Source organism: Vibrio taketomensis (genome assembly GCF_009938165.1).
In the GTDB taxonomy this organism is placed as follows: domain Bacteria; phylum Pseudomonadota; class Gammaproteobacteria; order Enterobacterales; family Vibrionaceae; genus Vibrio; species Vibrio taketomensis.
This window is the reverse complement of the sequence record NZ_AP019649.1, coordinates 1,330,084-1,356,156: the sequence shown is the minus strand read 5'-3', so window position 1 is coordinate 1,356,156 and position 26,073 is coordinate 1,330,084. Positions and strand designations below refer to the sequence as shown.

23 protein-coding genes and 2 pseudogenes are annotated in these 26,073 nt (G+C 45.2%); 18 read left to right on the top strand and 7 right to left on the bottom strand.

Features of this window, described 5'->3' with window-relative positions; all coding sequences use genetic code 11:
• The first annotated feature begins 71 nt into the window (after nt 1-71).
• Both Vt282_RS21210 and Vt282_RS06315 read left to right on the top strand, forming a co-directional pair.
• Nucleotides 72-425 (top strand): DUF3187 family protein, encoded by a 354-nt coding sequence (locus tag Vt282_RS21210; protein WP_269472606.1) that lies wholly within the window; start codon nt 72-74, stop codon nt 423-425.
• The gene (locus Vt282_RS06315) at nt 376-1,053 is read left to right on the top strand and encodes a DUF3187 family protein (protein WP_269472605.1); all 678 of its coding nucleotides are present in this window, start codon (nt 376-378) and stop codon (nt 1,051-1,053) included. Before Vt282_RS21210 ends, Vt282_RS06315 begins: the two co-directional genes overlap by 50 nt.
• Here Vt282_RS06315 and Vt282_RS06310 read toward each other — a convergent pair.
• Nucleotides 1,050-1,790 carry a sporulation protein gene (locus Vt282_RS06310; protein WP_162062880.1) on the bottom strand — a complete coding sequence of 247 codons (741 nt, stop codon included), beginning with the start codon at nt 1,788-1,790 and terminating at the stop codon, nt 1,050-1,052. The two genes, Vt282_RS06315 and Vt282_RS06310, sit on opposite strands and share 4 nt — an antisense overlap.
• A 178-nt stretch (nt 1,791-1,968) precedes the next feature.
• Between Vt282_RS06310 and Vt282_RS06305 the strand changes: the two are divergent.
• The 5 genes and pseudogenes from Vt282_RS06305 to artM all read left to right on the top strand — a co-directional run bounded on the left by Vt282_RS06305 (nt 1,969) and on the right by artM (nt 5,871).
• A pseudogene (locus tag Vt282_RS06305) lies at nt 1,969-2,696 on the top strand (DUF3581 domain-containing protein).
• Between the two features lie 272 nt (nt 2,697-2,968).
• A pseudogene (gene artP, locus Vt282_RS21205) lies at nt 2,969-3,689 on the top strand (arginine ABC transporter ATP-binding protein ArtP).
• Between the two features lie 91 nt (nt 3,690-3,780).
• Complete coding sequence (locus Vt282_RS06295) at nt 3,781-4,515, top strand: lysine/arginine/ornithine ABC transporter substrate-binding protein (RefSeq protein WP_162062879.1); 735 nt, start codon at nt 3,781-3,783, stop codon at nt 4,513-4,515.
• 1 nt (nt 4,516) lies between these two features.
• Entirely contained in the window at nt 4,517-5,206 is a 690-nt protein-coding gene (gene artQ / locus Vt282_RS06290; RefSeq protein WP_162062878.1) for an arginine ABC transporter permease ArtQ, read from the top strand.
• Entirely contained in the window at nt 5,203-5,871 is a 669-nt protein-coding gene (gene artM, locus Vt282_RS06285; RefSeq protein WP_162046464.1) for an arginine ABC transporter permease ArtM, read from the top strand. The genes artQ and artM overlap by 4 nt, the downstream gene beginning before the upstream one ends.
• Nucleotides 5,872-5,935: 64 nt before the next feature.
• On the opposite strand, the gene Vt282_RS06280 is transcribed toward artM, so the two are convergent.
• Nucleotides 5,936-6,397: a methyltransferase family protein gene (locus tag Vt282_RS06280; RefSeq protein ID WP_162062877.1), complete on the bottom strand. Its 462-nt coding sequence runs from the start codon at nt 6,395-6,397 to the stop codon at nt 5,936-5,938.
• Complete coding sequence (ydiJ, locus tag Vt282_RS06275; protein ID WP_162062876.1) at nt 6,397-9,423, bottom strand: D-2-hydroxyglutarate dehydrogenase YdiJ; 3,027 nt, start codon at nt 9,421-9,423, stop codon at nt 6,397-6,399. The genes Vt282_RS06280 and ydiJ overlap by 1 nt, the downstream gene beginning before the upstream one ends.
• 317 nt (nt 9,424-9,740) lie before the next feature.
• Between ydiJ and Vt282_RS06270 the strand changes: the two genes are divergently transcribed.
• The 6 genes from Vt282_RS06270 (at nt 9,741) to Vt282_RS06245 (ending at nt 13,662) form a co-directional block, all read left to right on the top strand.
• Nucleotides 9,741-10,424 carry a DUF3334 family protein gene (locus Vt282_RS06270; RefSeq protein ID WP_162062875.1) on the top strand — a complete coding sequence of 228 codons (684 nt, stop codon included), beginning with the start codon at nt 9,741-9,743 and terminating at the stop codon, nt 10,422-10,424.
• Nucleotides 10,425-10,582: 158 nt separating this feature from the next.
• Entirely contained in the window at nt 10,583-11,266 is a 684-nt protein-coding gene (locus Vt282_RS06265) for a DUF2786 domain-containing protein (RefSeq protein ID WP_162046467.1), read from the top strand.
• A gap of 237 nt (nt 11,267-11,503) precedes the next feature.
• Complete coding sequence (locus Vt282_RS06260) at nt 11,504-12,145, top strand: OmpA family protein (RefSeq protein WP_408647266.1); 642 nt, start codon at nt 11,504-11,506, stop codon at nt 12,143-12,145.
• Between the two features lie 126 nt (nt 12,146-12,271).
• Nucleotides 12,272-12,778, top strand: a complete 507-nt coding sequence (locus tag Vt282_RS06255) for a tetratricopeptide repeat protein (protein WP_232055127.1) — start codon at nt 12,272-12,274, stop codon at nt 12,776-12,778.
• Nucleotides 12,779-12,902: 124 nt separating this feature from the next.
• Nucleotides 12,903-13,292 carry a hypothetical protein gene (locus tag Vt282_RS06250; protein WP_162062873.1) on the top strand — a complete coding sequence of 130 codons (390 nt, stop codon included), beginning with the start codon at nt 12,903-12,905 and terminating at the stop codon, nt 13,290-13,292.
• Between the two features lie 184 nt (nt 13,293-13,476).
• Nucleotides 13,477-13,662 carry a hypothetical protein gene (locus Vt282_RS06245; protein ID WP_162062872.1) on the top strand — a complete coding sequence of 62 codons (186 nt, stop codon included), beginning with the start codon at nt 13,477-13,479 and terminating at the stop codon, nt 13,660-13,662.
• A 65-nt stretch (nt 13,663-13,727) separates the two neighbouring features.
• On the opposite strand, the gene maiA is transcribed toward Vt282_RS06245, so the two are convergent.
• Genes maiA through hppD form a run of 4 tightly spaced genes read right to left on the bottom strand, consistent with a single transcriptional unit; the run spans nt 13,728 to nt 17,600 of the window.
• Nucleotides 13,728-14,387, bottom strand: coding sequence for a maleylacetoacetate isomerase (gene maiA, locus Vt282_RS06240; RefSeq protein WP_162062871.1), 660 nt, complete (start codon nt 14,385-14,387; stop codon nt 13,728-13,730).
• A complete protein-coding gene (locus tag Vt282_RS06235; RefSeq protein ID WP_162062870.1) occupies nt 14,384-15,394 on the bottom strand; it encodes a fumarylacetoacetate hydrolase family protein in 1,011 nt (336 codons plus the stop codon). The genes maiA and Vt282_RS06235 overlap by 4 nt, the downstream gene beginning before the upstream one ends.
• Before the next feature lie 6 nt (nt 15,395-15,400).
• Nucleotides 15,401-16,534, bottom strand: coding sequence for a homogentisate 1,2-dioxygenase (locus Vt282_RS06230; RefSeq protein WP_162062869.1), 1,134 nt, complete (start codon nt 16,532-16,534; stop codon nt 15,401-15,403).
• Nucleotides 16,527-17,600, bottom strand: coding sequence for a 4-hydroxyphenylpyruvate dioxygenase (gene hppD / locus Vt282_RS06225; protein ID WP_162062868.1), 1,074 nt, complete (start codon nt 17,598-17,600; stop codon nt 16,527-16,529). The genes Vt282_RS06230 and hppD overlap by 8 nt, the downstream gene beginning before the upstream one ends.
• A 396-nt stretch (nt 17,601-17,996) precedes the next feature.
• Here hppD and Vt282_RS06220 point away from each other — a divergent pair, with 396 nt between their 5' ends.
• From Vt282_RS06220 to Vt282_RS06200, 5 genes are all read left to right on the top strand, one after another.
• Nucleotides 17,997-19,103, top strand: a complete 1,107-nt coding sequence (locus tag Vt282_RS06220; RefSeq protein ID WP_162062867.1) for a M20/M25/M40 family metallo-hydrolase — start codon at nt 17,997-17,999, stop codon at nt 19,101-19,103.
• A gap of 145 nt (nt 19,104-19,248) precedes the next feature.
• On the top strand, nt 19,249-19,653 hold the full coding sequence (locus tag Vt282_RS06215; RefSeq protein ID WP_162046476.1) for a hypothetical protein: 405 nt from the start codon (nt 19,249-19,251) through the stop codon (nt 19,651-19,653).
• Nucleotides 19,654-19,771: 118 nt separating this feature from the next.
• On the top strand, nt 19,772-21,166 hold the full coding sequence (locus tag Vt282_RS06210) for a TolC family protein (RefSeq protein ID WP_415663438.1): 1,395 nt from the start codon (nt 19,772-19,774) through the stop codon (nt 21,164-21,166).
• Between the two features lie 10 nt (nt 21,167-21,176).
• Nucleotides 21,177-22,916: an efflux RND transporter periplasmic adaptor subunit gene (locus Vt282_RS06205; RefSeq protein WP_162062865.1), complete on the top strand. Its 1,740-nt coding sequence runs from the start codon at nt 21,177-21,179 to the stop codon at nt 22,914-22,916.
• On the top strand, nt 22,913-26,056 hold the full coding sequence (locus Vt282_RS06200; protein ID WP_162062864.1) for an efflux RND transporter permease subunit: 3,144 nt from the start codon (nt 22,913-22,915) through the stop codon (nt 26,054-26,056). Before Vt282_RS06205 ends, Vt282_RS06200 begins: the two co-directional genes overlap by 4 nt.
• Nucleotides 26,057-26,073: the final 17 nt, after the last annotated feature.

The window sequence follows — 26,073 nt, the reverse complement described above, 5'->3', positions numbered from 1 at the left end:
AAGCAACTTAGTTCACACATTCTCATTTTTTAACCTACAGTTTTATCAGGGAAAACAAAAAATAATGAGATATGCGTATAACACAATCTATCGCAATTAGTTGTTGCCTATTTGTCCAAGCCAGCGCATTTGCGGCCGTTACTCCTGTAGATTTTGGTCCGCTGCAAAGTTACGCTCAATCACCATTTATTACTAATGGATTAGCCCCCCAAGTACGCTCTGGGATTTCAATGGCAAAAGATGACATTGAACTATACGGTGCGCTCACTGCCGCCAGTGTGTGGGCCAAAAACTACGCTTATGAACTCGATTACTACCAAAATCAGTTCCAAATCGGCGCCAAGTGGCAGCTCAATCCCGTATGGCAAGTCGATTTTGGCTACCGTATTAATTACGCTGCCGATAATGGTCTCTCGATTCGTTAACCATGAATTTCATGACTGGTTTTCCATCGATCAAAATGGGCGTGATGAAGTGGATAATGATCGTTATGTGATCGACATGCCCCAATATGGAATCGAAGAAAAAGACTTTAACAACAAAGTGTTAAGCCAAGGTTTGTATAGCTACCTTCAATATCAGCTCTACCAAAATCAACACCATGGATTATCATTTGGTGCCAGTCTCTACTACGCGGATTTCGGCAGCGGATTCTTTGCTCACAGTGATTGGGAGCAAAGCCTTCAACTTAATTATGGTTTTCTTTCAGGAAAACATGGCTTCGATGCCACTGTTAGTCAAACGTTCCGTGACGCTCCCACCAACTTCGAAAATATGCCGTATAAAAAGAGCGGTTGGTTTGTCGGTAGTAGCTACCGATATCAATGGTTTACTCGCCATTATGTGATCTTACAACTGGGCGTTTATGAAGGGGTCTCGTCAAATGACGATGAATTTTCCGAAATAGCGACCGAAGTGACGTTGGGTTATCGCTATCAAATGACAAGCTCGGCCATAGAGTTTTCTGTTATTGAAAACACCATTAATGCCGATAACAGTACCGATATCGCTTTTACGCTTGCCTACCGGTACCGCTTTGGCTCTCGAGACTAGATTGACAGAACTCGTGATACCGCATTGCTTACTTCCATGTCCGATGCATGTCGCGACAAAGTAAATGAGGTATATTGGTCACCTCTACCTAGCGCTCTATCAACTTCAGCCAAACAATGCACCGCATTTCCCTCTAGCACAAAAGAGAGTTCTATCTCTTTACGGTTCATAAAGCCACGATTACGAAACTCGATTTCCTGATAAAATCCAGACGTTGAACTGAAGTTTTGTCCGCGCAGAAAGCCCTTCTCGACATCGGCTTTGACCATCTCAAACCCGGCAGATTGAATCGCTGCAATAACTTTAGCTACCACAGGTAAAGGATGAACCTCAACATAGTCTCGATCTTTTGGGTCAAGTGCAAAATCAATATCTAACGTCGTTTCAATCCAAACATGGCTTTGATTCTTATAGGCATTTAATGCCGTAATCGGTGCTTCATCGGCTAGTTTGATAGTGAAAGGAACTTGCTTATGTTCGCCCACTTCAATCATAAATGGTTGCACTGCTTGTAACTGACCGATCATAACACTCTGATAACTGGTGCTATCTTCCGTTTCTACTTTCACTTCAGTGCATAATTTGAGGTTAATTGCATCAACTTGTTGAGCAACATCACCACCGTAGATATGGACGGTACCGTGAATGCTTTCGCTTTGCATCACAGCGTTCGTGTTCAAGACGGTATCCACTTTTGCCGCCCCAATCCCAAGTGACGCTTTCAATTTGCCAAACATACTAAACTTCCTTTGCTATCTTATTATCTCCAAATGGCTTTGAGTCGAGGAGCATCGCATACCAGTACTGTCGGTGATTTTTCGCATCAACAGATGCGAATTACAAACAAATTGACTGGATTGACCAGTCAAAAATTCTCATATAATCGCTCTCAGATTTGGCTATTAAGCGTATGATATGTTTTTAACACCCTACTTCACTTCAAAAGATAATCAGTTTCAGTTTACTCGTCTTCAAGCAAGCCACTTTGCGAAAAAAGTTGCTGCGATTTCAACCCTATTCACGACGAAGATAGTAAACGTTTCTGTGTTCCAGGCGATCTACTGTTTTCAGTGCTTCTTAGCAAAGAAGGCATCAGCCAAAAAATGCGTTTCGACTTCTCTGGTATGGTGAATGATGGCGTAGAATTGCATATCGAGCATAAATGCACCAAGCAAGCCGCCGTTATTGATGCGAATGGCAAAGAATATCTGCAAATGCATCGCGAAGGCAGTATTAATCATGACGCGAAATTCATTGAACATGTTGTAACAAACTACGTTCAGTTCTCTGGTATGAATTTTCCGCACATCATGGTACCGCTGATGGAAGAGAAGCAGATGATGATCAACTGCCAACGCCCATTAGTCATTTATGAGAGCATGGAAGTAGAATTTAGTCGCTTAGATTTGACCGCTCCTGAAGTCGAATTTTCGGGTGCAACGTTTGATGTAGACGGTAAACGCGGCTTAGTAACACTTAACTTTGACTTTATCGAGCAAGGTGAAGTAGTCGGCAAAGGTATCAAACGAATGGTAGCAAGCGGCTTGAAACCCTACAATCAAGCGGATATCGATGACTTGGTCAATCGCTTCAATGAACGCAAAGAAGGCTTTCTCGCTCAATTTGCACAAGCAGCCGCTTGAAAGTAACCCCTCTCTTATCTTAAAGCCTCGCTATCCAGCGGGGCTTTTTGATCCTGCCCCACACCATTTACTCACTATTGCCATTCTTTTTACTCTGTATCTGTTTCTCAATATGCCATGAGATTGATATCTCACCTGACCAGTCAAAAGCATCGTACAACTGAACAAGCCGGTACAATATTTTAACCACTAAATTTTTATACATTTATATTGCATAATGTCTCATTTCGGTTAGTATGAATGCCATATGGTAATTAATGCAGTTTCAGAGCATGAGTATTCAAGTTAAACAGATCAATAAATCCTATGGTTCAACCCAAGTTCTGCACGATGTTAGCTTTGAGTGCAACAACGGCGAGACGCTTGTTTTACTCGGCCCGAGCGGTGCGGGAAAAAGCTCTTTACTGCGTGTATTGAACCTACTTGAAAGCGCCGATAACGGACAGCTTTCTATCGCACAACATCAATTTGACTTCTCTCAATCGATTGCCGAAAAGCAAGAATTGGAACTTCGTCGGGTTATACTTTCAGCAATATAACCTGTGGCCCCATATGACGGTGATGCAAAACCTCATCGAAGCCCCTGTTAAAGTTGCAGGCATGGATAAAACACTCGCAAAAAATCAGGCTTTAGAAATACTTACAACATTGCAACTTGCTGACAAAGCCGATACTTGGCCACTACAACTCTCTGGTGGTCAGCAACAACGTGTTGCGATTGCTCGTGCGTTGATGATGAAACCTGAAGTATTGCTGTTTGATGAACCAACAGCGGCTCTCGACCCAGAAATTACAACTCAAGTGGTCGAAATCATCAAAGAACTGAGCGCGACCGGTATCACTCAAGTGGTGGTGACACATGAAGTCGATTTCGCCAAAAAAATTGCCTCACACGTCCTTTATTTAGAGAAAGGTCATATCGTGGAGCATGGCACCAACGAGATATTTACTAATCCACAAACTCAAGCTTTTGCGGATTATCTAAAGCACTAATTATTCACTTCAGAGAGTTCTCTGAAAGAAAATAAACAACCATTCGCTGCTCAATGGTCGAGCAAGCACTTTTGAATTATGGAGTAATAAAATGAAAAAGGTTCTTCTAGCTTCATTGCTTAGCGTAGTTGCTTCTAATGCTATCGCTCAAGACGAGATCAAGTTCGTAATGGAAGCCACTTATCCACCATTCGAATACATGGATGCAAACAACCAAATCCAAGGTTTTGATGTGGATATCGCTAACGCACTGTGTACTGAAATGGCGGCAAAATGTTCATTCCACAACCAAGCATTTGACAGCTTGATCCCTGCACTAAAATTCAAACGTTACGATGCTGCTATCTCTGCAATGGATATTACTGATGCACGTCTAGAACAGGTTGCGTTTAGCGACGCATACTACGACAACGCTGCAGCATTCGTTGCGGGTGAAGGCAAAATCGCGAACAAAGAGGCACTAAAAGGTAAGCGTGTAGGCGTACAAAACGGCTCAACTCACCAGAGCTACCTACTCGAGCAAATGGATGGTGTAACCGCTGTTCCTTACTCAAGTTACCAAGATGCCTTTATTGACATGAAAAATGGTCGTATCGATTCTGTATTTGGTGACAACGCGGTAGTGGCTGAATGGTTTAAAGACGCAGATGCGAAACTTGCTTACGTTGGCGAACCAGTAACAAACGCTAAGTACTTTGGCAACGGTTTTGGTATTGCGGTCAACAAAGACAACCAAGCTCTTGTTGAAAAACTAAACTCAGCACTGACAAAAATCGTGAGCAACGGCGTTTACGCTGACATTCACGCGAAATACTTCGGAAAATAATATGGTGTTAACGGGTTACTCTCTCTCTCTCGTACAAGCAAGCTGGATGACTGTTCAGCTTGCCTTTACCAGCCTACTGGTTGGGCTTGTTTTAGCGGTCGTATTTGCAACAGGTGAAATGTCACGTAACCTCGCTGTAAAATGGCCAACCACCAGCTTAGTGACCATTATCCGTGGTCTTCCAGAACTGCTTGTGGTGTTGTTTATCTATTTTGGTTCAACTCAAGTTATTTTCTTAATAACTGGTGAGTTTGTAGAGATTAGCCCGTTTCTTTCTGGTGTTATTGCCCTTTCTCTGATCTTTGCTTCCTACGCTTCTCAAACCATTCGTGGAGCGTTTAAAGCGGTAAGTAAAGGTCAGCGCGAAGCCGCAGCAGCACTTGGCATGACTCGCCCTCATGCGTTCTTTAAAATTATTCTGCCACAAGCCGTGCGTCATGCACTGCCTGGTTTAACTAACCAATGGTTAGTATTACTAAAAGACACAGCATTAGTGTCGCTTATTGGCGTGACTGACTTACTAAAACAAGCGCAATTGACGTCAGCATCTACCCATGAAGCTTTTACCTGGTACGCGATTGCTGCGGCAATCTACTTAGTTATAACCCTAATCACCCAATACGTGGTCAAAATTATTGATAACAAATTTGCCATCAAAGGCATGGGCGAGTTGAAAGGAGTCAAAGCATGAAACCAGATCATTTATGGCAAATGTTTGAAGGCTTGCTTACTAGCTTTCAACTGACTCTCGCATCTCTACTCGTTGGTTGTACACTATCGTTGCTCATGACTGTAATTTTGGTAATGCGCACACCGATTCTACATTGGATTTGTCGTGGCATTATTATCGTGTTTACTGGCACGCCACTGTTGGTGCAAATTTTCTTGGTCTACTATGGTCCAGGGCAATTTGACTGGATTAAAGAGAGCTTTGCTTGGCATTGGCTAAGTCAACCGTGGTTTTGCGCTATGCTTGCTCTGGCTCTAAATACGGCAGCTTACAGCACACAACTGTTTAAAGGTGCGTTTAATACCATTGAGACTGGGCAATGGCACGCATGTAAAGCGCTTGGCATGAATAAAGTAGCGAGCATGAAAGTACTACTTCCTTACGCGTTACGCCGTGCCATTCCTGCGTATTCTAACGAAGTGATTTTAGTCTTCAAAGGCACCTCACTGGCAAGTACCATCACTATCATGGATTTAATGGGATATGCTCAGCGTATCAACGCACAAACCTACGATACGCTTACGGTATTTGGTATCGCGGGCCTAATGTACCTCACTGTGAATGGTGTGCTGACATTACTGTTTCGTCAGCTCGAGAAAAAAGCATTGGCGTTCGAAGCTTCATAAAAAGACGCTATTGCCAAAAAGATAAAAGCCGCAACAATGTGCGGCTTTTTTTGTTTTGTTCAATCTAAATCCAACGTCTAACACGGCTTTTATAACTGATATATTGCTCACCAAATAATTTGCCTAGCGCTTGTTCTTCAGGCTGAATCTGAAAACGATTCATATAAACAATAAACCCAAATGGTAAAACAAGGCTAATGATATTCTGTTGCCAATAGCCGTAAGCAAACAACAGAATCAATAACGCCAAATACATTGGATTGCGCGTATAAGCAAATATGCCACTCTCCACAACAGTGCTTGCTGTATCAACCTTAATGGGATTGACCGTGGTCTTTGCCTTGCGAAATTCCAGTACGCCAGCACAGCCGATATAGCCTGAGAGTATAACCATCAGGCTAACAACGATGGCGGGAAAGGGAAAATCAAACGCAAAATTTGCAAACCAATTTTTGCAAAACGCTGAAGCAATGATAAACAAAATAAACAACGCTACAGGTGGGACTTTCCTTTCCAATACCGCCATTAAAGCACCTCTAACAACGCTTGCAGTGGGTGTTTCGTTTTTACATGCTCGAAGCGTTTTACTTGGCTCCGACATGAATAGCCAGTGACTAAGCAGCGCTCAGCAGGTAACTCTTCTAAACGAGGTTTCCAGCTAAGCGCGTAAACATCTTTCGATATTTGCAATTTGTCCACCTCATGGCCAAAAGTTCCCGCCATACCACAACAGCCAACAGCAACGCTATTTAGCTGAGCGCCAAAATGGGTAAAGATGGTGCCCCATTCTTTTTCTGCATTGGGCAATTTGGTTTTCTCGGTGCAGTGAGCAAGCAAATACCAAGGTTCACCACCAGTCTCTCGAGCAGAAAACTCATTAAGCCTTGGTAGTAACCATTCATGAACAGTCAGAACGTCAAACTCACCACGCTTGTCACCAAGGATTTCATTGTACTCATCTCGGTAACAGAGCACTAAAGCGGGGTCAACGCCCACCATTGGGATTCCTAAATCCGCTACTTGCTGCAAGAACACCGATGTCGTGGTCGCACTCTTGGCAAACTGAGCTAAAAAGCCTTTAATATGCTGCGCTTTACCGTTGGGCTTAAATGGTAAAAGCACGGGCGTTTTATCAATTTTTATCAAGAGCTTGATAAAATCTTCGACCACGTCAGCATCGTAATATGAAGTAAAAGGATCTTGCACGATCAATACGTGATTGGCTTTGTCTTCTTGCGACATTGCCGCCAGAGCCTGCATATCAAATGGCTTTAACTGCTTAGTTCGCTTTGCAAGCGTTGGTATTGAAAGTAATGGCGCATCAACATAACCGACAGTCGCCGCGGTTAAATCTTGTACCCATTTCTGCTTCAATACACCGTTAACCAACTGTGGTGCCAAAGCCATCTTTGGTAGCATACTCTCAATGTTTGCTACCAAATAATCTTTGAAAGGGCGCTGATAGCGGCTGTAATAGATATTTAAGAATCGAGCTCTGAAACTCGGAACATCGACTTTTATAGGACATTGGCTGGCACACGCTTTACAAGCCAAACAGCCATTCATTGCCTCATAAACTTCGTGTGAAAAGTCATATTCGTGCTTTTTATTGAAGCTATTACGCACGCGATCCAGCATGGTTTTAACAGACGCGGTTTTCAGCGCCTGCTGTTCAAGATCGAGAATATCAATACCCTGCTCGGTTAATTGACGTAACCACTCACGCACAAGCCCTGCTCGACCTTTCGGCGAGTGTCTGCGGTCAGCAGTGACTTTCATCGATGGGCACATTGGAGACGCTGTATCGTAGTTAAAACACAAGCCGTTACCATTACACTCCATGGCTTGTTTAAAGCTATCACGGACCTCAACTGCAATCTGACGGTCATAAAATCCGCGTTTGGTATCGCTAACTTTCACCAGCTGATCGCCACTTTCCAACGGCGTACAAATTTTCCCCGGATTCATTTTATTGTGCGGGTCAAACGCCGACTTAACCCGTCTTAATTCGGTAAATAACTCTTCACCAAAGAACTCTGGGCCATATTCAGAACGGAAGCCTTTACCGTGCTCACCCCACATCAGGCCGCCATATTTTGCCACCAGCTTCACCACCTGATCGGAGATTTCTTGCATCATGCGTTCTTGGTGAGGATCGCACAAATCGAGCGCTGGACGAACATGCAGCACTCCGGCGTCGACATGTCCAAACATGCCATACTTCAACTGCTTCGCGTCGAGCAATTGGCGAAATTCGGCAATAAAATCAGCGAGGTTTTCAGGAGGAACACAAGTATCTTCAGCAAACGCAACCGGCTTGGCTCGCCCTTTCGCTGCGCCGAGCAAACCGACCGCTTTTTTACGCATGTTGTAGATTTTGCCGATACTCGCGAGATCATTACAAACTTGATAGCCAATAATGCCCGCTTCTTCATTCGCTAACATTTGATCTAAACGCGCGGTCAACGAAGCAACTTGCTGTTCAATCTCTTCGCTGTTTTCTCCTGCAAACTCGACCATATTGATACCAAGCATTTCTTTGCCCGGTACATCGGCTAACAGGTCGCTAACCGTATGCCAAATGATATCTTCTTTAGCTAGGTTTAATACTTTTGAATCTACGGTCTCTACCGAAAGTGCATTAGCTTCCACCATAAATGCCGCATTACGCAACGCGGAATCAAAACTGTTGTACTTAACGTTCACTAAGGTGCGAGCTTTAGGAATTTTGGTCAGATTAAGTTTCGCTTCAGTAATGAATGCCAGTGACCCTTCTGCACCACAAAGCACGCGCGTAATGTCGAAACTATCATCCGCTTCGCTTACTGCATTTTTAAGATCGTAACCGGTTAGGAATCGATTTAGTGGCGGAAATTTCGCAACAATCTGCGCTCGTTTTCCACGGCATACCTGTTCCGTAACCTGCAACGCCCTTTCAGCGTATGACTCTTGCTCTGGTAAACCTTTGGAGAGATCCGATTCCAACAATGAGCCATCAGCAAAAACAGCCTGTAATGACAGGACGTGATTCGAGGTTTTACCGTATTTTAGTGAACCTTGCCCAGACGCGTCTGTGTTAATCATGCCACCAATGGTCGCTCGGTTACTGGTAGAAAGATCCGGAGAAAAGAAATAGCCATAAGGGCGTACTGCGTCGTTGAGTTGGTCTTTGACCACCCCAGTTTGCACACGTACCCAACCCTCTTTTTCATTGATCTCAAGCACCTTGTTCATATGGCGGGATAGATCTACCACCACACCCGGTGTTAGCGATTGACCATTAGTGCCCGTACCACCACCGCGAGGTGAGAACTTCACCCGTTCATAAACCGGCTTGACGCTGATTTTACCAATCAGAGAGACGTCTTGTGTGGTTCGAGGGTGAATAACCGCTTGCGGTAATAATTGATAAACACTGTTGTCCGTTGCTACGGCAAGGCGGCTCGAATATTGGGTTTCAATATCCCCGCTAAAGCCTGCGTTTTTTAGTTCCTCTAAAAAACTCAGTACAACATGATCGATGTCTTGATGAGAATGAAGTCTTGGTAACATTGCGTCCTGCCCCTACAACGCTGATCCAATCAGCTTTGGGTTACTATTCTTTTGATTTTCGTCACTTTACAACATTTAAAAGCGTGATTAAAACAGAAATACAGTGCCAAAATAGAATTTGTGGTGAATAGCGATACCCAATAACTGACCAGTGCGAGTTTCAACCACTATTGATCGGATACAACATCAATATTTATCGCCTGAATTGTTCCTATTTCTCAAACCCTACTCAGTAGCGATTTTTGTGCAAGCTGCTCCAAAAATCTGGCTTTTCCACTGTGGTTTGAGTACATCATCAGCAGCATTGAACCAAGCCAATGAAAAAGAATAAAATCGTCACAACAGAAGATATTCTACTTAAACTTTGTCAGTCGGTGTCTGGTGTACTGAGTTCTGCCACTGACTCCCACGTGTCCTACTCTGCAATGGTGCAGAAAATCAATAAAACCAGCCTTAAACCCGACTTTGGTTGCTTCGTCTTATTTGACGGAGGCTTTTCCGGCCTGGTTGTGATCAACTTTACCGCTAAAGCCGCATTAGAGATCTATACGAAATATATGCAGCATATGGGCATCCCTGCTGAAGAATTGGCGATTGCACATACCTCTGATGAGGTCGGTGACGTTTTGGGCGAACTTATGAATCAACTCGTTGGGGATTTCACCAACAAGATTCGCAAAGAGCTGCAAACCCATATTACTCAGAACCAACCGAAGATGTTGTCCTTAAACAAGCAGGTGATCCTCTCTGTCGATACCAATCTTGATCGACCTCAAGCGCGCCGCGTGACCTTCTCAACAGAAAATCACAACATTTTCTATTTGGAGTTAGCGATGGATAAAACCGAATTCATCCAACTTGAAGATTTTGATGCGGATGAAGATGAAAACCCAGATGACATCTTAGAAAGAACGCAGCAACAAATGCGAGAAAAAGAGGCGGGTGCTAAGCCTACCACCAACAGTGATGCCGATGATCTACTGAGCGAACTCGGCCTATAACCAATTATCTCAAAAGCGTAATCAACACGCTGTAACATCAAACAAAAGGCTTCTTTTGAAGCCTTTTGTTTATCTAATTTTGATGTGCGGTTGCGATACAGACGTAGAACACGTTAAAATAGCCGACTTTGTGAATTTTACGAGTTTTGTCGCTGTCCATGGATAAACAAAAAGCCCTTAAAAAGATTGCTAAGTGTCTAGAACTTGGTAACTCAGCCAACGTTAACGAAGCAGCGAATGCGATTAAAATGGCGCATCGTCTCATGCTCAAATACGGCTTGGATAAGGACGACATTGAGTTTATCAAAATGGGCAAAACACAATCGACCCATTTGTTGCCATCAAACATCGGCTCAACCATATTGCGCGTAATTCGTGGGATCAACACCCGTTTCGGTGTAGAAGCAGTGCTGCTGAACCACAAAGGCTTAAAGCGCCTTGAATTTATTGGTGAAGCAGATCGTGCCATCTTTGCAGCTTTCGCATTTGATATTGTCTATCGCGAACTGAACGAACACACCGGGAAATTCCGCAACAGTTTCGCTGGTTCTGGTACGTCGTCGATGGAAGTTAACCGCCGCGTTAACTCATTTGTATCTGGTTGGGTTGAAGGTGCGCTGGAAAAATTACCGGTCATTTCACCAGATGAAGAGTCTGCCAATAAGATTGAAGATTACATCGATAAAGAGTTTAAAAATATCGACCGTGAAACATTCAAACAACAACTGCGTGAGGCAATGAAAAACCTCACTGACGATTACGAAGTTGGACTTAAAAAAGGCCGCACACTGTCGGTAAGTCGTCCAATCAACGGTGCGCAAGCACCAAAACTGCTCCGCTAACTCCCCTATTACTTGCTTGAAGTGCCAGAACACCGTGCAGGCACTTTGAACATTTTCGCGAAATCCCTGACGTATTTATGAACGCTTCTTTCATCGCTTGTTAAGCTTGTGTCAAATATTGTTAGAGGGGTTTGACTAACTTGCAGGCTTGATGTCTATTAGCGCCCTAACAATCTGTCTTGATTACACTTTCACACGGAGACGTATTCTGTGAAAAAACTAACTATCGCTTTAGCTATGACTATCGCTCTATCTGGCTGTCAGGCTACTCAACGTCAAAACGCAACTACTGGTGAGTACGAAACTAACTCAACAACTTCTGGCGCTATCATTGGTGCAATCGCAGGTGTTGCCGTTGGTCTTGCTACAGGTGACAACGCAGACGAGCGTCGCAAAAATGCATTGATTGGTGCAGCAGGCGGTGCAGCGATTGGTGGTGGCGCAGGTTACTACTTCGACCAACAAGAAGCGGCTCTACGTAAATCTCTACTTGATTCAGGTGTTCAAGTTCAACGCGTTGGTGAAAACCAACTCGTGCTTCGCATGGAAAACGGTATCGGTTTCCAATCAAGTTCATACCAACTAGACGCAAGTATTCACCGCACACTGCAAGGCGTAGCGCGTATTTTGGTTGAATACCCAGACACAAGCCTAGTAATCGAAGGTTACACCGATAGCACCGGTAACGATGCAATGAACCAAACTCTATCAGAGCGCCGCGCTGAATCAGTACGTAACTACCTAGTTCAACAAGGCGTTGCACCAGGTCGTGCAATCTCTCGTGGCTATGGTGAACGTTTCCCACTATGCACTAACGACACAACTGCTGGTCGTGCATGTAACCGCCGCGTAGAAATTAAGATTTTGCCTCTAAAATAAGCAGCCCCTTTCGTTGGACTTGAGAACAAAGTCTCCCCAAGCCCTTACATAGGGCTTGGGATTATTGTGCTTAAGTGTAAAATATGAAATCTATTTAAATGCAACCAAATGGATTTCTGGTTTAAGATGAAATTGTTTCTCACCCTACTCATTCTCGTTTCATCTATTGCCCACGCCCAAAACTCTGCATTTAATGAATTGCTCGAGCAAGCGGAACTCAATAACCCACGAGCCCAGTACCAACTATCCCAAGCTTACCAAAACGGTAAAGGGGTGACACAATCCTCCCAAGATGCCCTTTATTGGTTAGAGCAAGCGGCCAATAACCGCTATCAACAGGCGCAACTCGATTTGGTTGAGTATTACCTTTCGAATCAAAAAAACAAAAATCATTTCGAACGTGGCATCTATTGGCTCACCAAATTAGCCCTCAATGGCAATGATAACGCGCAGTATCAACTTGGCATGATTTATCAATCACAACCAGATGCGCTTAATGCAAGTATGCTGGCAAAACTTTGGTTTCAAATGGCTGCAGAGACAAATCCAGCAGCAGAAGCCGCTTATAGCAGTATTTTACAAGATGAATTTAACCAGCAACGAGTCAAACGTTGGCTGAATTTGACCATTTAAACCATCCTAAAAATCTATTTTCATCACTTTCATATCAAGAATTGATTGTCCCTGTCAGCTCCGGATTGCGGTTATAGCTATCGCTCTTGTGTCGTACAGAATAACTCGCCGCCGCAAACTCAAAATGCTTAAGTCAACCACGGAAGCCGATACCGAACAGACATTGTCAGCCACCGTTAATGCTTCCTTCTTAGAAAATCAACAGTTAAAACAGCATATTGCACGACAAGAACAAGCGATCAAAAAACAGCAGCAGTTGCTCTCTCAACTATCACAACAATTGCGACAAGCGTCTGCAAGCCATATATCACAGACCTCGTCTAGTCATGCTACCGAACTCGATCTTGCTTGCGCGATGTTCGGCTATGAAAAACACGCCCTTCCCCCAGTTGAAGGAATCAAGCAGCGCTACAAACAATTATGCAAAATCTATCACCCGGATTTGCGTGGCAGCGATGAAGAGATGAAGCGCCTCAATCACGCCTTAAAACTGATTATGAGCAAACGCAAATAATACGTTAACAAATGGTTACGCAAAATAAACAGACATAGAAAGACACCCTGTAGCACCCGAAAATACAGGACAAACGCAATCGATCTCGATCTCGCTTCGCGTAACAAATCATTAACCCACAATTACTTTATGTGTAATAATACGCCCCGAAAATAACCCTTGGTAATAACGGTAGGAGCGTTACATGTTCAAAATTGAAGGCGTTTGCGATTGGTGTAAAAAGCCGAACCTGCTGACCAAACACGAATACGTTGATGGCATGTGCCATCATTCATGTAAAGCGTGTTTCGACTTTGCTGCACTGGATGTGCGTCAATTTAACCTAGCAGAGATGCAACAGCGAGAGCGTCAAGCACAACTGATGCATTAAAATGCCCAACGTGGCTCTGAATCGAGCAATAATACACGTTAGCCAAGGATGAATCTTAAAACCACCTATTCAATAGGTGGTTTTTTTGTTGGGGCATCGGGCTGATTTTCTGGGGCTGCCAGCTTGAACTCGCTCATTTCATTCAACGAGTGGTAAAGCCGCTCAATTGTTGGATAAAAACTCAAATCGACACCAAATCGCAGTGCGTTATAAACCTGAGGCACTAAACAAACATCTGCAACGGTAAGTTGTGTGCCGACGCAATAGGCCCCTGAACTTCTCAACAGTTTTTCTTCAAGCGCTTCAAAGCCGACCATGATCCAATGTTTGACCCAATCAAGCTCATCTTGTTCGGTAAACTCTTCTTGGCTAATCAAATACTGCTGTACTCGTAAGTTGTTGAGCGGGTGAATATCGATTGCGATATCTTGTGCAATCTCTTTTGCGGTATAGCGATCTTGACCCGCAACAGGTGTCAATTGTGGAGGGAAATAGTGATCATCTAGGTAATCAATAATATTGAGAGACTGGCTAATGCGCATATCCCCATCCACCAATACTGGCACTAACTCAGTCGCATTGATTTGATGAAAATCGTCACTATGCTGCTCCCCGCCGTCTTTGAGCAGATCGACTGCGATATATTCGTAAGCAATCTTTTTGAGGTTGAGTGCGATTCTCACTCGGTACGCTGCAGACGAGCGCCAATATCCATATAACTTCATTTTGCCTCCACCACCGTTTGTTCAATTGCGCCAAATAAGCTGTTGCCTAGTCCATCCAACATTTCTATTTTTATCGTGTCACCAAACTGCATAAACTGTGTCGTTGGTGCGCCGTCTCTGATCGTTTCAATCATGCGAATTTCAGCAATGCAGGAATAGCCGACGCCCCCTTCCGTGACTGCCGAACCGTATTCAGTGCCCTGCTTATTGGACACCGTTCCTGAACCAATAATCGTACCCGCCGCCAAGTTACGGGTTTTGCTTGCATGAACAATCAAATCCGCAAAACTAAACGTCATGTCTTGCCCTGCATTGGGCAAGCCAAACGATGCTCGGTTGTAAGTGCTATGGAGGGGCAAATGCACCTTACTCTTATACCATGCATCCCCCAGTTCATCTGGCGTAATCGCAACCGGTGAAAAAGCCGAAGAAGGCTTTGATTGATAAAAACCAAATCCTTTCGCCAGTTCTGCGGGAATCAAATTGCGCAGTGAGACATCGTTAACCAACATCAGCAAGCGAATACTATTCTGCGCCTGTTCTAGGGAGCAGCCCATCGGCACATCATCGGTAATTACTGCCACTTCCGCTTCAAAATCAATGCCCCACTCTTGACTGGTAAATCGAATGTCGTCACAAGGGCCGATAAACGTATCGGAGCCGCCTTGATACATCAAAGGATCATGCCAAAAGCTCTCTGGCACTTCTGCTCCCCTTGCTCGGCGCACCAACTCCACATGGTTTACGTACGCACTGCCATCGGCCCAATGAAATGCTCTCGGTAACGGCGATTCACACTGTTTGGCTACAAACTCCATCCCTTCAATTTCACCCTGATTGAGTGCCTGATATATCTCGGCAAGCAGCGGTTCACAGTGCGCCCAGTTATCCAACGCTTGCTGTAGCGTCATGGCGATGTTGGGAACGGCAACACAATGGGTTAGATCGCTACTGACCACCACCAGCATGCCATCTCTTGATTTATTTTTGAGCGTTGCAAGCTTCATATTCCCTCACTTCTTTTCTCGCCAACTGTAGACGTACTCTTCAACTTCGACTTGCTGTGCGTGTTTTGAAAACGCTAATGCACGGCGACAGTCAATCATCACCGCAACTTCATCGGTAAATTTCTTTTGATGCTGCATGCCAGCAGCAAACGCTTTGGGGTGTGGACCATGAGTAAATCCGGCGGGATGGAAAGTCACCATACCGGCTTCGATATTGTCACGGCTAAAGAAGTCACCTTGGTGATAGAACAGCACTTCATCATAGTCATCATTGTTATGGTAGAACGGCACTTTTAATGCGCCAGGGTCGCTTTCTATCGGCCTTGGTACAAAAGTACACACGACAAAACCATCGGCCACAAACGTGGTATGCGCTGACGGTGGCAGATGATAACGGTGGGACATCAATGGTCGAATATCACGCCAATTGACACGTACCACTGACAGATCGCCATGCCAACCAATTGCATCTAAAGGATTAAATGGATAGGTAATCGTGCTGATATCCCCATGGCGTTTAACCTGCACCTGAGTAGTGGTTTCGCTATATTGCGCTTGGAACAGAGCATCAATTGCAGGTACATCTAACACCGCCGGGTCAAATACCGCATGTTGCCCGACCATACCTTTATCAGGTAAACCAAATGAACCATCGCTATTTTCAATCATCAGAAAAAACAGTGGTTGGCTCACTTCTATGCGCCAGTTGGTTGAACGAGGGATCACCACATAGTCACCCTCATTAATGCTCATATGACCATAATCACAAAACAATTCACCGCTGCCTTGATGAATAAACAGCAAATCGTCACCGTCGGCATTCCGCACCAAATGTTCCATATCTTTGCTCAATTGCCACACTCGAACCTTGCACTGACTATTTTCAAGCAAGTTCGGCACTTGCCAAGGAGAAAGCGCATCTGCACCTTGAACGTAATTCAAATTAAACGCTCTCGGTTTGAGCTCACCTTGCCACTCACTCCATCCCGTGGGCGCATGACGATGGTGAAAGTGGCTGGCAGGTCCGAAAAATCCCGATCGACCCGCTTCTCGCTCGTAAATTCCCTGCGTTGGAAAATCCGCATGTGCCTGCTTCGAGCAACTGCCTTCACGGTGCGGATACGTTATGCGTTTACGCATCTTTCAGTACCCCACGCCTAATTTGATCTTCTTCGATCGATTCAAACAGCGCTTTAAAATTACCTTCGCCAAAGCCTTCATTGCCTTTACGCTGAATGATTTCAAAGAACACCGGACCAATCACCGTTTGAGTAAAGATTTGCAATAAAATGCCATCTTTAAGTGGCGCACCATCAATCAAAATACGCAGTTGTTTTAACAACTTGGGGTCTTCATTGTGCCCACTCACCCGTTGATGTACTTTTTCATAATAGGTATCGGGGGTTGGCATAAAATCCATCCCTCTATCACGCAGTGTTTGCACGGTGTGATAAATATCATCGGTGCTCAGCGCAATATGTTGAATCCCCTCCCCGTTGTACTTGCGTATAAACTCTTCGATTTGCGATTTGTCATCCGAAGACTCATTGATCGGAATGCGAATTTTGCCACAAGGCGCTGTCATCGCTCGGCTAACTAATCCAGTTAATTTGCCCTCGATATCGAAGTAACGGATCTCGCGAAAGTTACCAAGGCGCTCATAAAACCCAGACCACATATCCATATGCCCTTGTTTCACATTATGAGTGAGATGATCAATCTCGAGTAGCCCTACCGATTGCTCCTGCCGACGCTTGTCTGCATCGTCATAAAAACAAAAATCCACATCGTAAATACTTTGCTTACCATAACGATCCACAAAGTAAATGAGGCTATCGCCAATACCGTAAATGGCCGGTATCGACAACTCCATCGGCCCGATTTCAGTCACGTATTTCACCCCGCCGTTTGCCAACGCATGTTGCATCGCTTGAGCGCTGTCTTTCACACGAAATGCCATGCCGCATACCGATGGTCCATGCTTGCGAGCGAATGCTTCGGCTTGGCTATGAGGCTCTGCGTTGATCACAAAACTCACATCGCCTTGCTGGTATAACCAAGCTTGTTTTGAGCGATGTTTTGCAACTTCGGCAAAGCCTAAGGATGCGAATAAGTGCTTGAGAGCGTTAATGCCCGTTTCATCGACGGCGGTGTATTCTACGAATTCAAATCCGTCCGTACCAAGTGGGTTTAAATGTTCATCCATAATCTTTCCTCGCCATTAATATTAGAAATATCAAAAGCAAATGTGCTGATATAAACATGAACAATAACTGGCAATTTAGGACAAATTTTCTCTGTAAAATTTACACTTTTCTCTCGCGAAGCGTAAACTACGACCAATAATGAGTATCGGGAACCAATAAATCATTAATATAACTAGAAAAAATGGACATTTATATGTAATGGAAATTTTACATATGTAACTGATGGCAAAGTCATATCACTATAATCCACTATCAAAAGCAGAAATTTTGTACAAATATCCAGCAACAACGCATAGGGATAATGCTTTAAATTGGAAATTTGATTTACCGCAGTGTTTAACCACCAAATTAAAGAGTATGTTTACTTTCTCTGTTCCCGTTTAGTAGGTATAAAAATGACTCCAATTAACCGCGACCGTTTGGTTGAACACTTCTGTCAACTCATCCAAATCGATAGTGAATCAGGTTTTGAAAAAGAAATCGCAGAAACTCTCGCTGAACAACTAGGTAGTATGGGTTTTAGCGTTGAAAAATTACCGGTACCAGAAAAATACACTAACGGCTTTAATGTTTACGCACGCCTTGATGGCACCATTGATGACAGTGTTCTTCTAAGCTGTCACATGGATACTGTTGCCCTAGGTAAAGGTATTGAGCCAATTATTGAAGATGGCATCATCCGCTCAAAAGGCAACACGATTCTAGGTGGTGATGATAAATCCGGCATTGCGGCAATTATGGAAGCCGTGCGTTGTATTCAAGCGGATAACCTAGAACACAAAACTATCGAACTTGCCTTTACCGTACATGAAGAAGGTGGTCTGCGTGGTTCAGAGCACTTTGATATGAGCAAAGTACAATCTAGTAAGGCAATTGTGTTAGATACAGGCGGTCCTATCGGTAGCATTGTTAATGCAGCGCCTGGTCAACAACGCATTGTTGCACACATCAAAGGTCGCCCTGCTCACGCAGGTCTTGCTCCTGAAGAAGGCATCAGTGCAATCAGCGTGGCCGCCGATGCGATTACGCAAATGAAACTGCTACGCATTGATGAAGAAACCACGGCTAACATCGGTATTATCGAAGGGGGTCATGCGACTAACATCGTGATGCCTGAGCTCAAAATCATCGCAGAAGCTCGCTCTCTTAACGATGACAAGCTGGCAAACCAAGTTGATCACATGATTGAGACTTTCCAAACTGTTGCGGCTAAACACGGTGCTGAAGTTGAAATCGAATCCACTCGCGCATACAACGCATTTGTTCTGCCAGCTGATCATCCACATATTGAACAAATCAAAGCTTCTTTCGCTGCGATTGGTGCGGAACCACACACCAAATCTACTGGTGGTGGTAGCGATGCCAACAACTTCAATAAAGCGGGTCTACCAACCGTAAATATCTCAACCGGTATGGCTAAAGTGCATACCACTGATGAATTCATCGCTATCGATGATATGGTTAAAGTGTCTGAGTTTATTCAGCACTACCTTACTCACTAAGGTTTTCCATTCATACTGCGGACAGTTATTGCCGACTTATTAAGCAAAAAGCCTGATATTTAATAAATTATCAGGCTTTTTTTGTTGACCTTCCCCCTAGGGAAAGGATTATGCTTATCACGTTATTTTTGAATGGGTCTCCATAATGCACGCAATCACTCTGCGTACAATTTGGTTGGTTATGCTTACGTCGTTGGCGCTCATTGCGTCAAGCATGGCGTCGAGCAAAACCCTTATGCCTATTCAAATGCTGGCCATGAATGCTGACAGTATCTCCCATTGCTCACCAAGCATGATGGCAACAATGAATCTTGATGATTTGCACCATCAAATCAGCAATGACAGTTCTGATCCAATCACTATCGACTGCGACACAGACAGCAGCATGCAACACGATTGTTGCGGCACAACTTGTATCAACGTGTTTGCTACTCTAAGTAGTGAGCCGCTTCCGCTTACACCTATATTCTCCACCTTTTCCTACCCACTGGAGCCCACTCGTTCCACCGTCAAAGGTGTTGATTCGCTCTATCGCCCACCGAGTGCTTAACTTTCTATTCATCTGTTAGATATTTGGCAGCGATTCGTATGCTGCTTACCAACTATCACATCTGATTCTGCATTTGCGATTACCTGTTTGTATTCGCCATTCTGCGCATCAGTAATGAATGGATTGTACTGTGAAAACAAAATACAACCTACTTGCGCTCAGCCTCGCTTTAGCTTTGAGTGCGACAAATTCAGCTTGGGCACATCGCCCTGCGGCAACGACAACCATTAGCGATCAAGCATCGAGTGAGCAAACCACACAATCACTTGATCAGATTATTGCTATCGCCCTTGAACAAGATGCCAGCCATGCACAACTCATCGCTCAATCTCAAGCGACGTTAAGTGGTGGACAAGCCAAAGCAACCCTTATGGATCCGACGATCAAAGTTGGCTTTGGGGGGATTCCTGTCGACAGTTTTAGTCTCGACCAAGATCCAATGAGTAATGTCTCACTGGGTGTGATGCAAAAATTCGACCGTGGCGACACCATTGAATTGCAGTCAACCCAGGCGCTGCAGCAATCTAATGCGATTGCCGAACAAGCCAATGTACGTCAGCAAGATGTGATCACCACAGTGACCGCATTATGGCTCGAACTCGGCTACAACCAAAAAGCGCAGCAACTGTTAATGAAACAGCAGCAATGGCTAAAACAGCTAGTTACTAACCTCGATGCCAACTATGCACTTGGCTTAAATGACTCACAAGACGTGCTCGCCGCACAGCTTAAACTCAGCCAGCTAGAGCAAAAACTGGTCAGCAACCAACAAATGCAGCGCAAATTATTGTCACAACTTTCTGAATGGTTGGGCTCAGATTGGCTGCAAAAATCCGCTCACCTCAGCACAACCAATCAAGTCGCTTGGCCTCACTTGCAGCAAATCCTCGCAGCGAGTGATACCGCCCAAGCTCGCTATCAATTACTGATGCAACATCCTGCTGTTAAATCACTCGATTCGTCGGTAAGCAGTGCGCAAACTCAGGTCTCGATCGCCAAAGAAGCCTACTCGCCGCAGTTTGGCGTGGAGTTAATGTACGCCCATCGAGAAGCGAACAACATGCGTGGAGAGCCTGCGCCAGATATGGTAAGTGCGTATCTGACGATGGACATTCCTCTCTTTACCGGCAGTAAGCAAGACAAAGCATTAGAGTCTGCACAGTATCAAGTCGGTGCAGCCAAATCCCAACGTGATGCATGGCTTGCACGTATGGAAGCGCAACTATCAGGGCTAATCTCCGATCGCAACCATATTCAACAACGCATTGATCAATACCAATATTCACTGCTAACACAGGCGCAGGCACAAAACGCTGCGGTTGAACGTGGTTATCAAAATAACAGCGCCAGCTTTGGTGACATTGTCACGTCATCAATAACCGAATTAAGTATTCAACTTGAACTTGAACGTCTAATTACCGATTTAAATCTAACCAATAATCAAATTGCCAATCTTGTCGGCATTTACGCAACCGAAAGTCAGGCCAACAGCCACCAGCCGTTACGTCGCTAGGAGAATAACAATGAAAACATTTAAAGTCGCAACGATTGCCCTAGTTATTGGTGGTGCGATCGGCTTTGCCGCCAATCAGTGGTTAGTACCAACAAGTCACAATATGGATCAATCGACGACTATAGCAAGTTCCGACGAGCCTTTATATTGGGTTGCGCCGATGGACCCAAACTATAAACGTGATAAACCGGGTAAATCACCAATGGGCATGGATTTGATCCCTGTTTATGCCGAAGACCTAAACGGTGAGAGCCAACAAGCAGGTACGGTCACCATTTCTCCAGCGGTTGAAAACAATCTTGGGGTAAAAACAGCACAGGTAAGCTTACAACCACTACAACCAATTATTGATGCGGTTGGCTACATTGCCTTTGACGAAAGTACCTTATGGCAAACCAACGTGCGCACTAGCGGCTGGGTAGAAAAGCTAAATGTCGATTCTGTGGGCGAAAAAGTCACTCGTGGCGATGTGCTATTCACCTTCTATTCGCCAGAGCTCGTTAAAGCGCAAGAAGAGTTACTCAGTGCTAAGCGCAGCGGCCGTAAAGGTCTGATTCAAGGCGCCAAAGATCGACTCTCAGCCTTAGGGGTTGATTCAGCGCAGATCGAGCAAATCTACCGCTCCGGTAAAGCTAAACAACAAGTCGAGATCAAGGCAATTGCTGACGGTGTGATTGCCAGCCTAAATATTCGTGAAGGTGGTTACCTCTCGCCATCACAAACTGTGATTAGTGCAGGCCCACTAAATCATGTTTGGGTCGATGTCGAACTGTTTGAACGCCAATCTCATTGGGTAAAAGCAGGTAGTCAAGCCGATATGAACTTAGAAGCGATTCCGGGTAAAACTTGGCAAGGCACGGTGGACTACGTGTATCCGATCCTTGACCCAGCGACGCGTACTTTGCGTGTTCGTTTGAAGTTTGATAACCCAAATGGCGAATTGAAACCCAATATGTTTGCCAATATCGCACTTAAGCCGCAAAGCGAAACACCGGTACTGACCATCCCTCGTTCGGCGGTGATTCGTTCCGGTGGCATGACTCGAGTGGTACTAGCATTGGGGGATGGTAAATTCCGCTCGGCGCGCATCGAGGCAGGACGCGAAGCTGGCGATAACATTGAAGTGCTACAAGGTTTAGACGAAGGCGAGCGTATTGTGACCTCAGCGCAATTTATGCTCGATTCGGAATCAAGCCAAAGCGCAGACTTATCGCGAATTAATTCTACTGAAGCAACGACTCATAATTCATCAAACACAGAGCACGCATCTGCCACAGATCGGGCTTGGGCGATGGGTACGATTAGTGATGTGATGGTTGGTCATCGCATGCTTACAATCAATCATCAACCGGTGAAGAAATGGAACTGGCCGGGAATGGTGATGAACTTTACTGTTGCAGACAACGTCGACATTAACTCTCTCAAATCTGGTGATGCGATTGAGTTTGAGATGGAAAAAACCAAGCAAGGTCAATATCAAATCATGGACATAAAACCAGCACTTGCTGCTGAAAGCGAAGTGTGGATTGAGGGCACCATAACCATGTTAATGGCCGACTTTGACATGATCACCCTCTCCCATCCAGCGGTACCTGAGTGGCAATGGCAAGCGGGTGAACAGAACTTTACCGTCAGTGATAATTTCGACTTATCGCCCTTTAGTGAGGGCCAAAAGGTTCGGTTTCTAGCGGAAAATCAATCCGGTGAATGGGCAATCAAACAAATCGAAGCGGTAGGAGAGACCAAATGATAAGTGCGATTATTCGTTGGTCGATCAACAACCGTTTTCTCGTACTGGTTGCTTCTGTGATGCTAACGCTAGGCGGCCTGTACAGTGTTAAAAATACCCCGGTGGATGCGATTCCAGATCTATCTGATGTTCAGGTGATCATTAAAACCAGCTACCCAGGTCAAGCGCCACAAGTCGTCGAAGATCAAGTGACCTACCCGCTTACCACGGCCATGTTGGCCGTCCCGGGTGCAGAAACCGTGCGTGGTTATTCTTTCTTTGGCGACTCTTATGTCTACATCATCTTTAACGATGATACTGACATGTACTGGGCACGCTCACGGGTATTGGAATACTTAAGTCAAGTTGCGCCAAATCTACCGGCTCAGGCTAAACCGACTCTTGGCCCTGATGCGACGGGTGTGGGCTGGGTGTATAGCTACGTATTGCAAGACAAAACGGGCAAACACGATTTAGCCGAGCTACGTAGTCTGCAAGACTGGTTTCTAAAGTATGAGTTACAAACCGTCGCAGGCGTGTCTGAAGTGGCAACAGTTGGCGGTATGGTTAAGCAATACCAAGTGCAAATTGATCCCGCTAAATTGCGTGCTTACGATTTAACGCTGCAACAAGTTAACGCTGCGATTACCAACGGCAACCAAGAAACCGGCGCCTCGGTCATCGAAGTGGGTGAAGCGGAACATATGGTACGTACGTCAGGCTATTTGACCAGCATTGATGATCTGCGTGCACTGCCACTGAAAGTCACCCAAAATGGCACACCATTACTTTTGGGTGATGTCGCTGAAATCAATCTCGGTCCGCAAATGCGTCGTGGTATCTCTGAGTTTAATGGCGAAGGCGAAGCAGTTGGCGGCGTGATTGTGATGCGCTATGGCGAGAACGCAAGCCAAGTGATTGAAAACGTCAAAGCGAAGCTCAGCGAATTGCAACGCAGTTTACCTGCTGGCGTCGAAATCGTGACCACTTATGACCGTTCGACTTTGATTAACTCAGCAGTCGATAACCTATGGCAAAAACTGGCAGAAGAGTTTTTGGTGGTAGCGGTGGTGTGTGCGCTGTTCTTATTCCACATTCGCTCGTCGCTAGTCATTGCGATCAGCTTGCCTATTGGTATTTTGTCTGCCTTTATCGTGATGCACTGGCAAGGTATCAATGCCAACATCATGTCGCTTGGCGGGATAGCGATAGCCATTGGTGCGATGGTGGACGGGGCGATCGTGATGATCGAAAACGTGCACAAACACATCGAGAAAACGCCACTGACTAATGAAAACCGCTGGCAAGTGATTGGTAAGGCAGCCGAAGAAGTCGGTGCACCACTGTTCTTCTCACTACTGATCATTACGTTAAGTTTCGTGCCGGTATTTGCCCTGCAAGGTCAAGAAGGCAAGATGTTCTCACCGCTGGCGTTTACCAAAACGTATGCCATGGCAGCAGCGGCGGGTTTAGCGATCACCTTGGTACCAGTTTTAATGGGTTACTTTATTCGTGGCAAAGTACTGCCAGAGCATAAAAACCCGGTCAACCGTGGCTTAGTTGCGCTCTATCGTCCGATGCTCAATTTGAGCCTGCGTTATCCAAAAAGCATGATTGCCATCGCATTGGCGCTACTCGCTTCTTCTTACTACCCAATGAGTAAACTTGGCAGCGAGTTCATTCCACCTTTGGATGAAGGTGATTTGATGTACATGCCCACCACCTACCCGGGCATTTCGATTGGTAAAGCGCGAGAATTACTGCAGCAAACGAACAAGTTAATTAAAACCGTCCCGGAAGTAAAAACCGTTTGGGGTAAGATTGGCCGTGCTGAAACTGCAACCGACCCTGCACCGCTAACCATGATTGAAACCACGATTCAGCTCAAACCACGAGATGAATGGCGTGAAGGTGTTACCACCGAATCACTACGTAAAGAGTTTGACCAATTGGTGCAATTTCCGGGGTTAACTAACGCATGGGTGATGCCGATAAAAACGCGCATTGACATGTTAGCAACAGGGATTAAGACCCCTATCGGGATCAAAATCTCTGGCCCCGATCTTAAGCAAATCGAAAAGATTGGTGCGCAAATTGAGCCGATTTTAACGCCAATTGCGGGTACCACATCAGTGTATGCAGAGCGAGTTGCCGGTGGTCGCTACGTTACTATCGACATCAAACGTCGCCAAGCAGCACGCTATGGCCTAAATATCAAAGATATTCAGCAAGTCATTGCCACCGCAGTGGGTGGTATGAAGGTCGGTGAAACGGTGGAAGGGTTAGAACGCTACCCTATCAACGTACGTTACCCACAAGACTATCGTGACTCGGTAGAAAAACTACAAAACCTACCATTGGTGACACCAAATGGTGCTCGTATTGCACTGGCTGACGTTGCTGATGTGCGTTATGAAGATGGTCCACCAATGATCAAAACTGAGAACGCTCGACCAAACGGCTGGGTATTTGTTGATATTGAAGGCCGCGACCTTGGCTCGTATGTGGTTGAAGCACAACAGGCGGTTGCGGATCAGCTACAGCTTCCTGCTGGTTATTCGCTAACTTGGTCAGGACAATACGAATATATGGAGCGTGCGAAACAGCGTCTCTCTGTCGTCGTGCCAATTACCATTGCGATCATCGTACTACTGCTTTACCTCAGCTTCCGCCGAGTAGGCGAAGTAGCGATCATCATGTCTACCCTGCCCCTCGCTATGGTCGGTGGTTTATGGCTGATGTATTGGCTTAAGTTCAATTTCTCGATTGCTGTCGGCGTCGGTTTTATTGCGCTAGCGGGTGTTGCAGTCGAAATCGGCGTAATCATGTTGGTGTATCTCAACCAAGCCTGGGAGCAGCACAAACAAGATGCGAATCAAAACCGACAAACACTGAGCAACCAGCAACTGGATCATGCTATCGGTCAAGGTGCAGGTCTGCGTGTACGCCCAGTAATGATGACGGTTAGCACGGTAATTATCGGTCTTATACCCATCATGTATGGGCACGGCACGGGCTCAGAAGTAATGCAACGCATTGCGGCCCCAATGATTGGCGGTATGGCTTCAGCCTTGCTACTCACGCTACTAGTGCTACCTGCCATTTTTAAACTATGGAAACAACGCGAACTCAAACGCTTACAACAAACGCCTACAAAATAACAAGGAAGAACAGACAA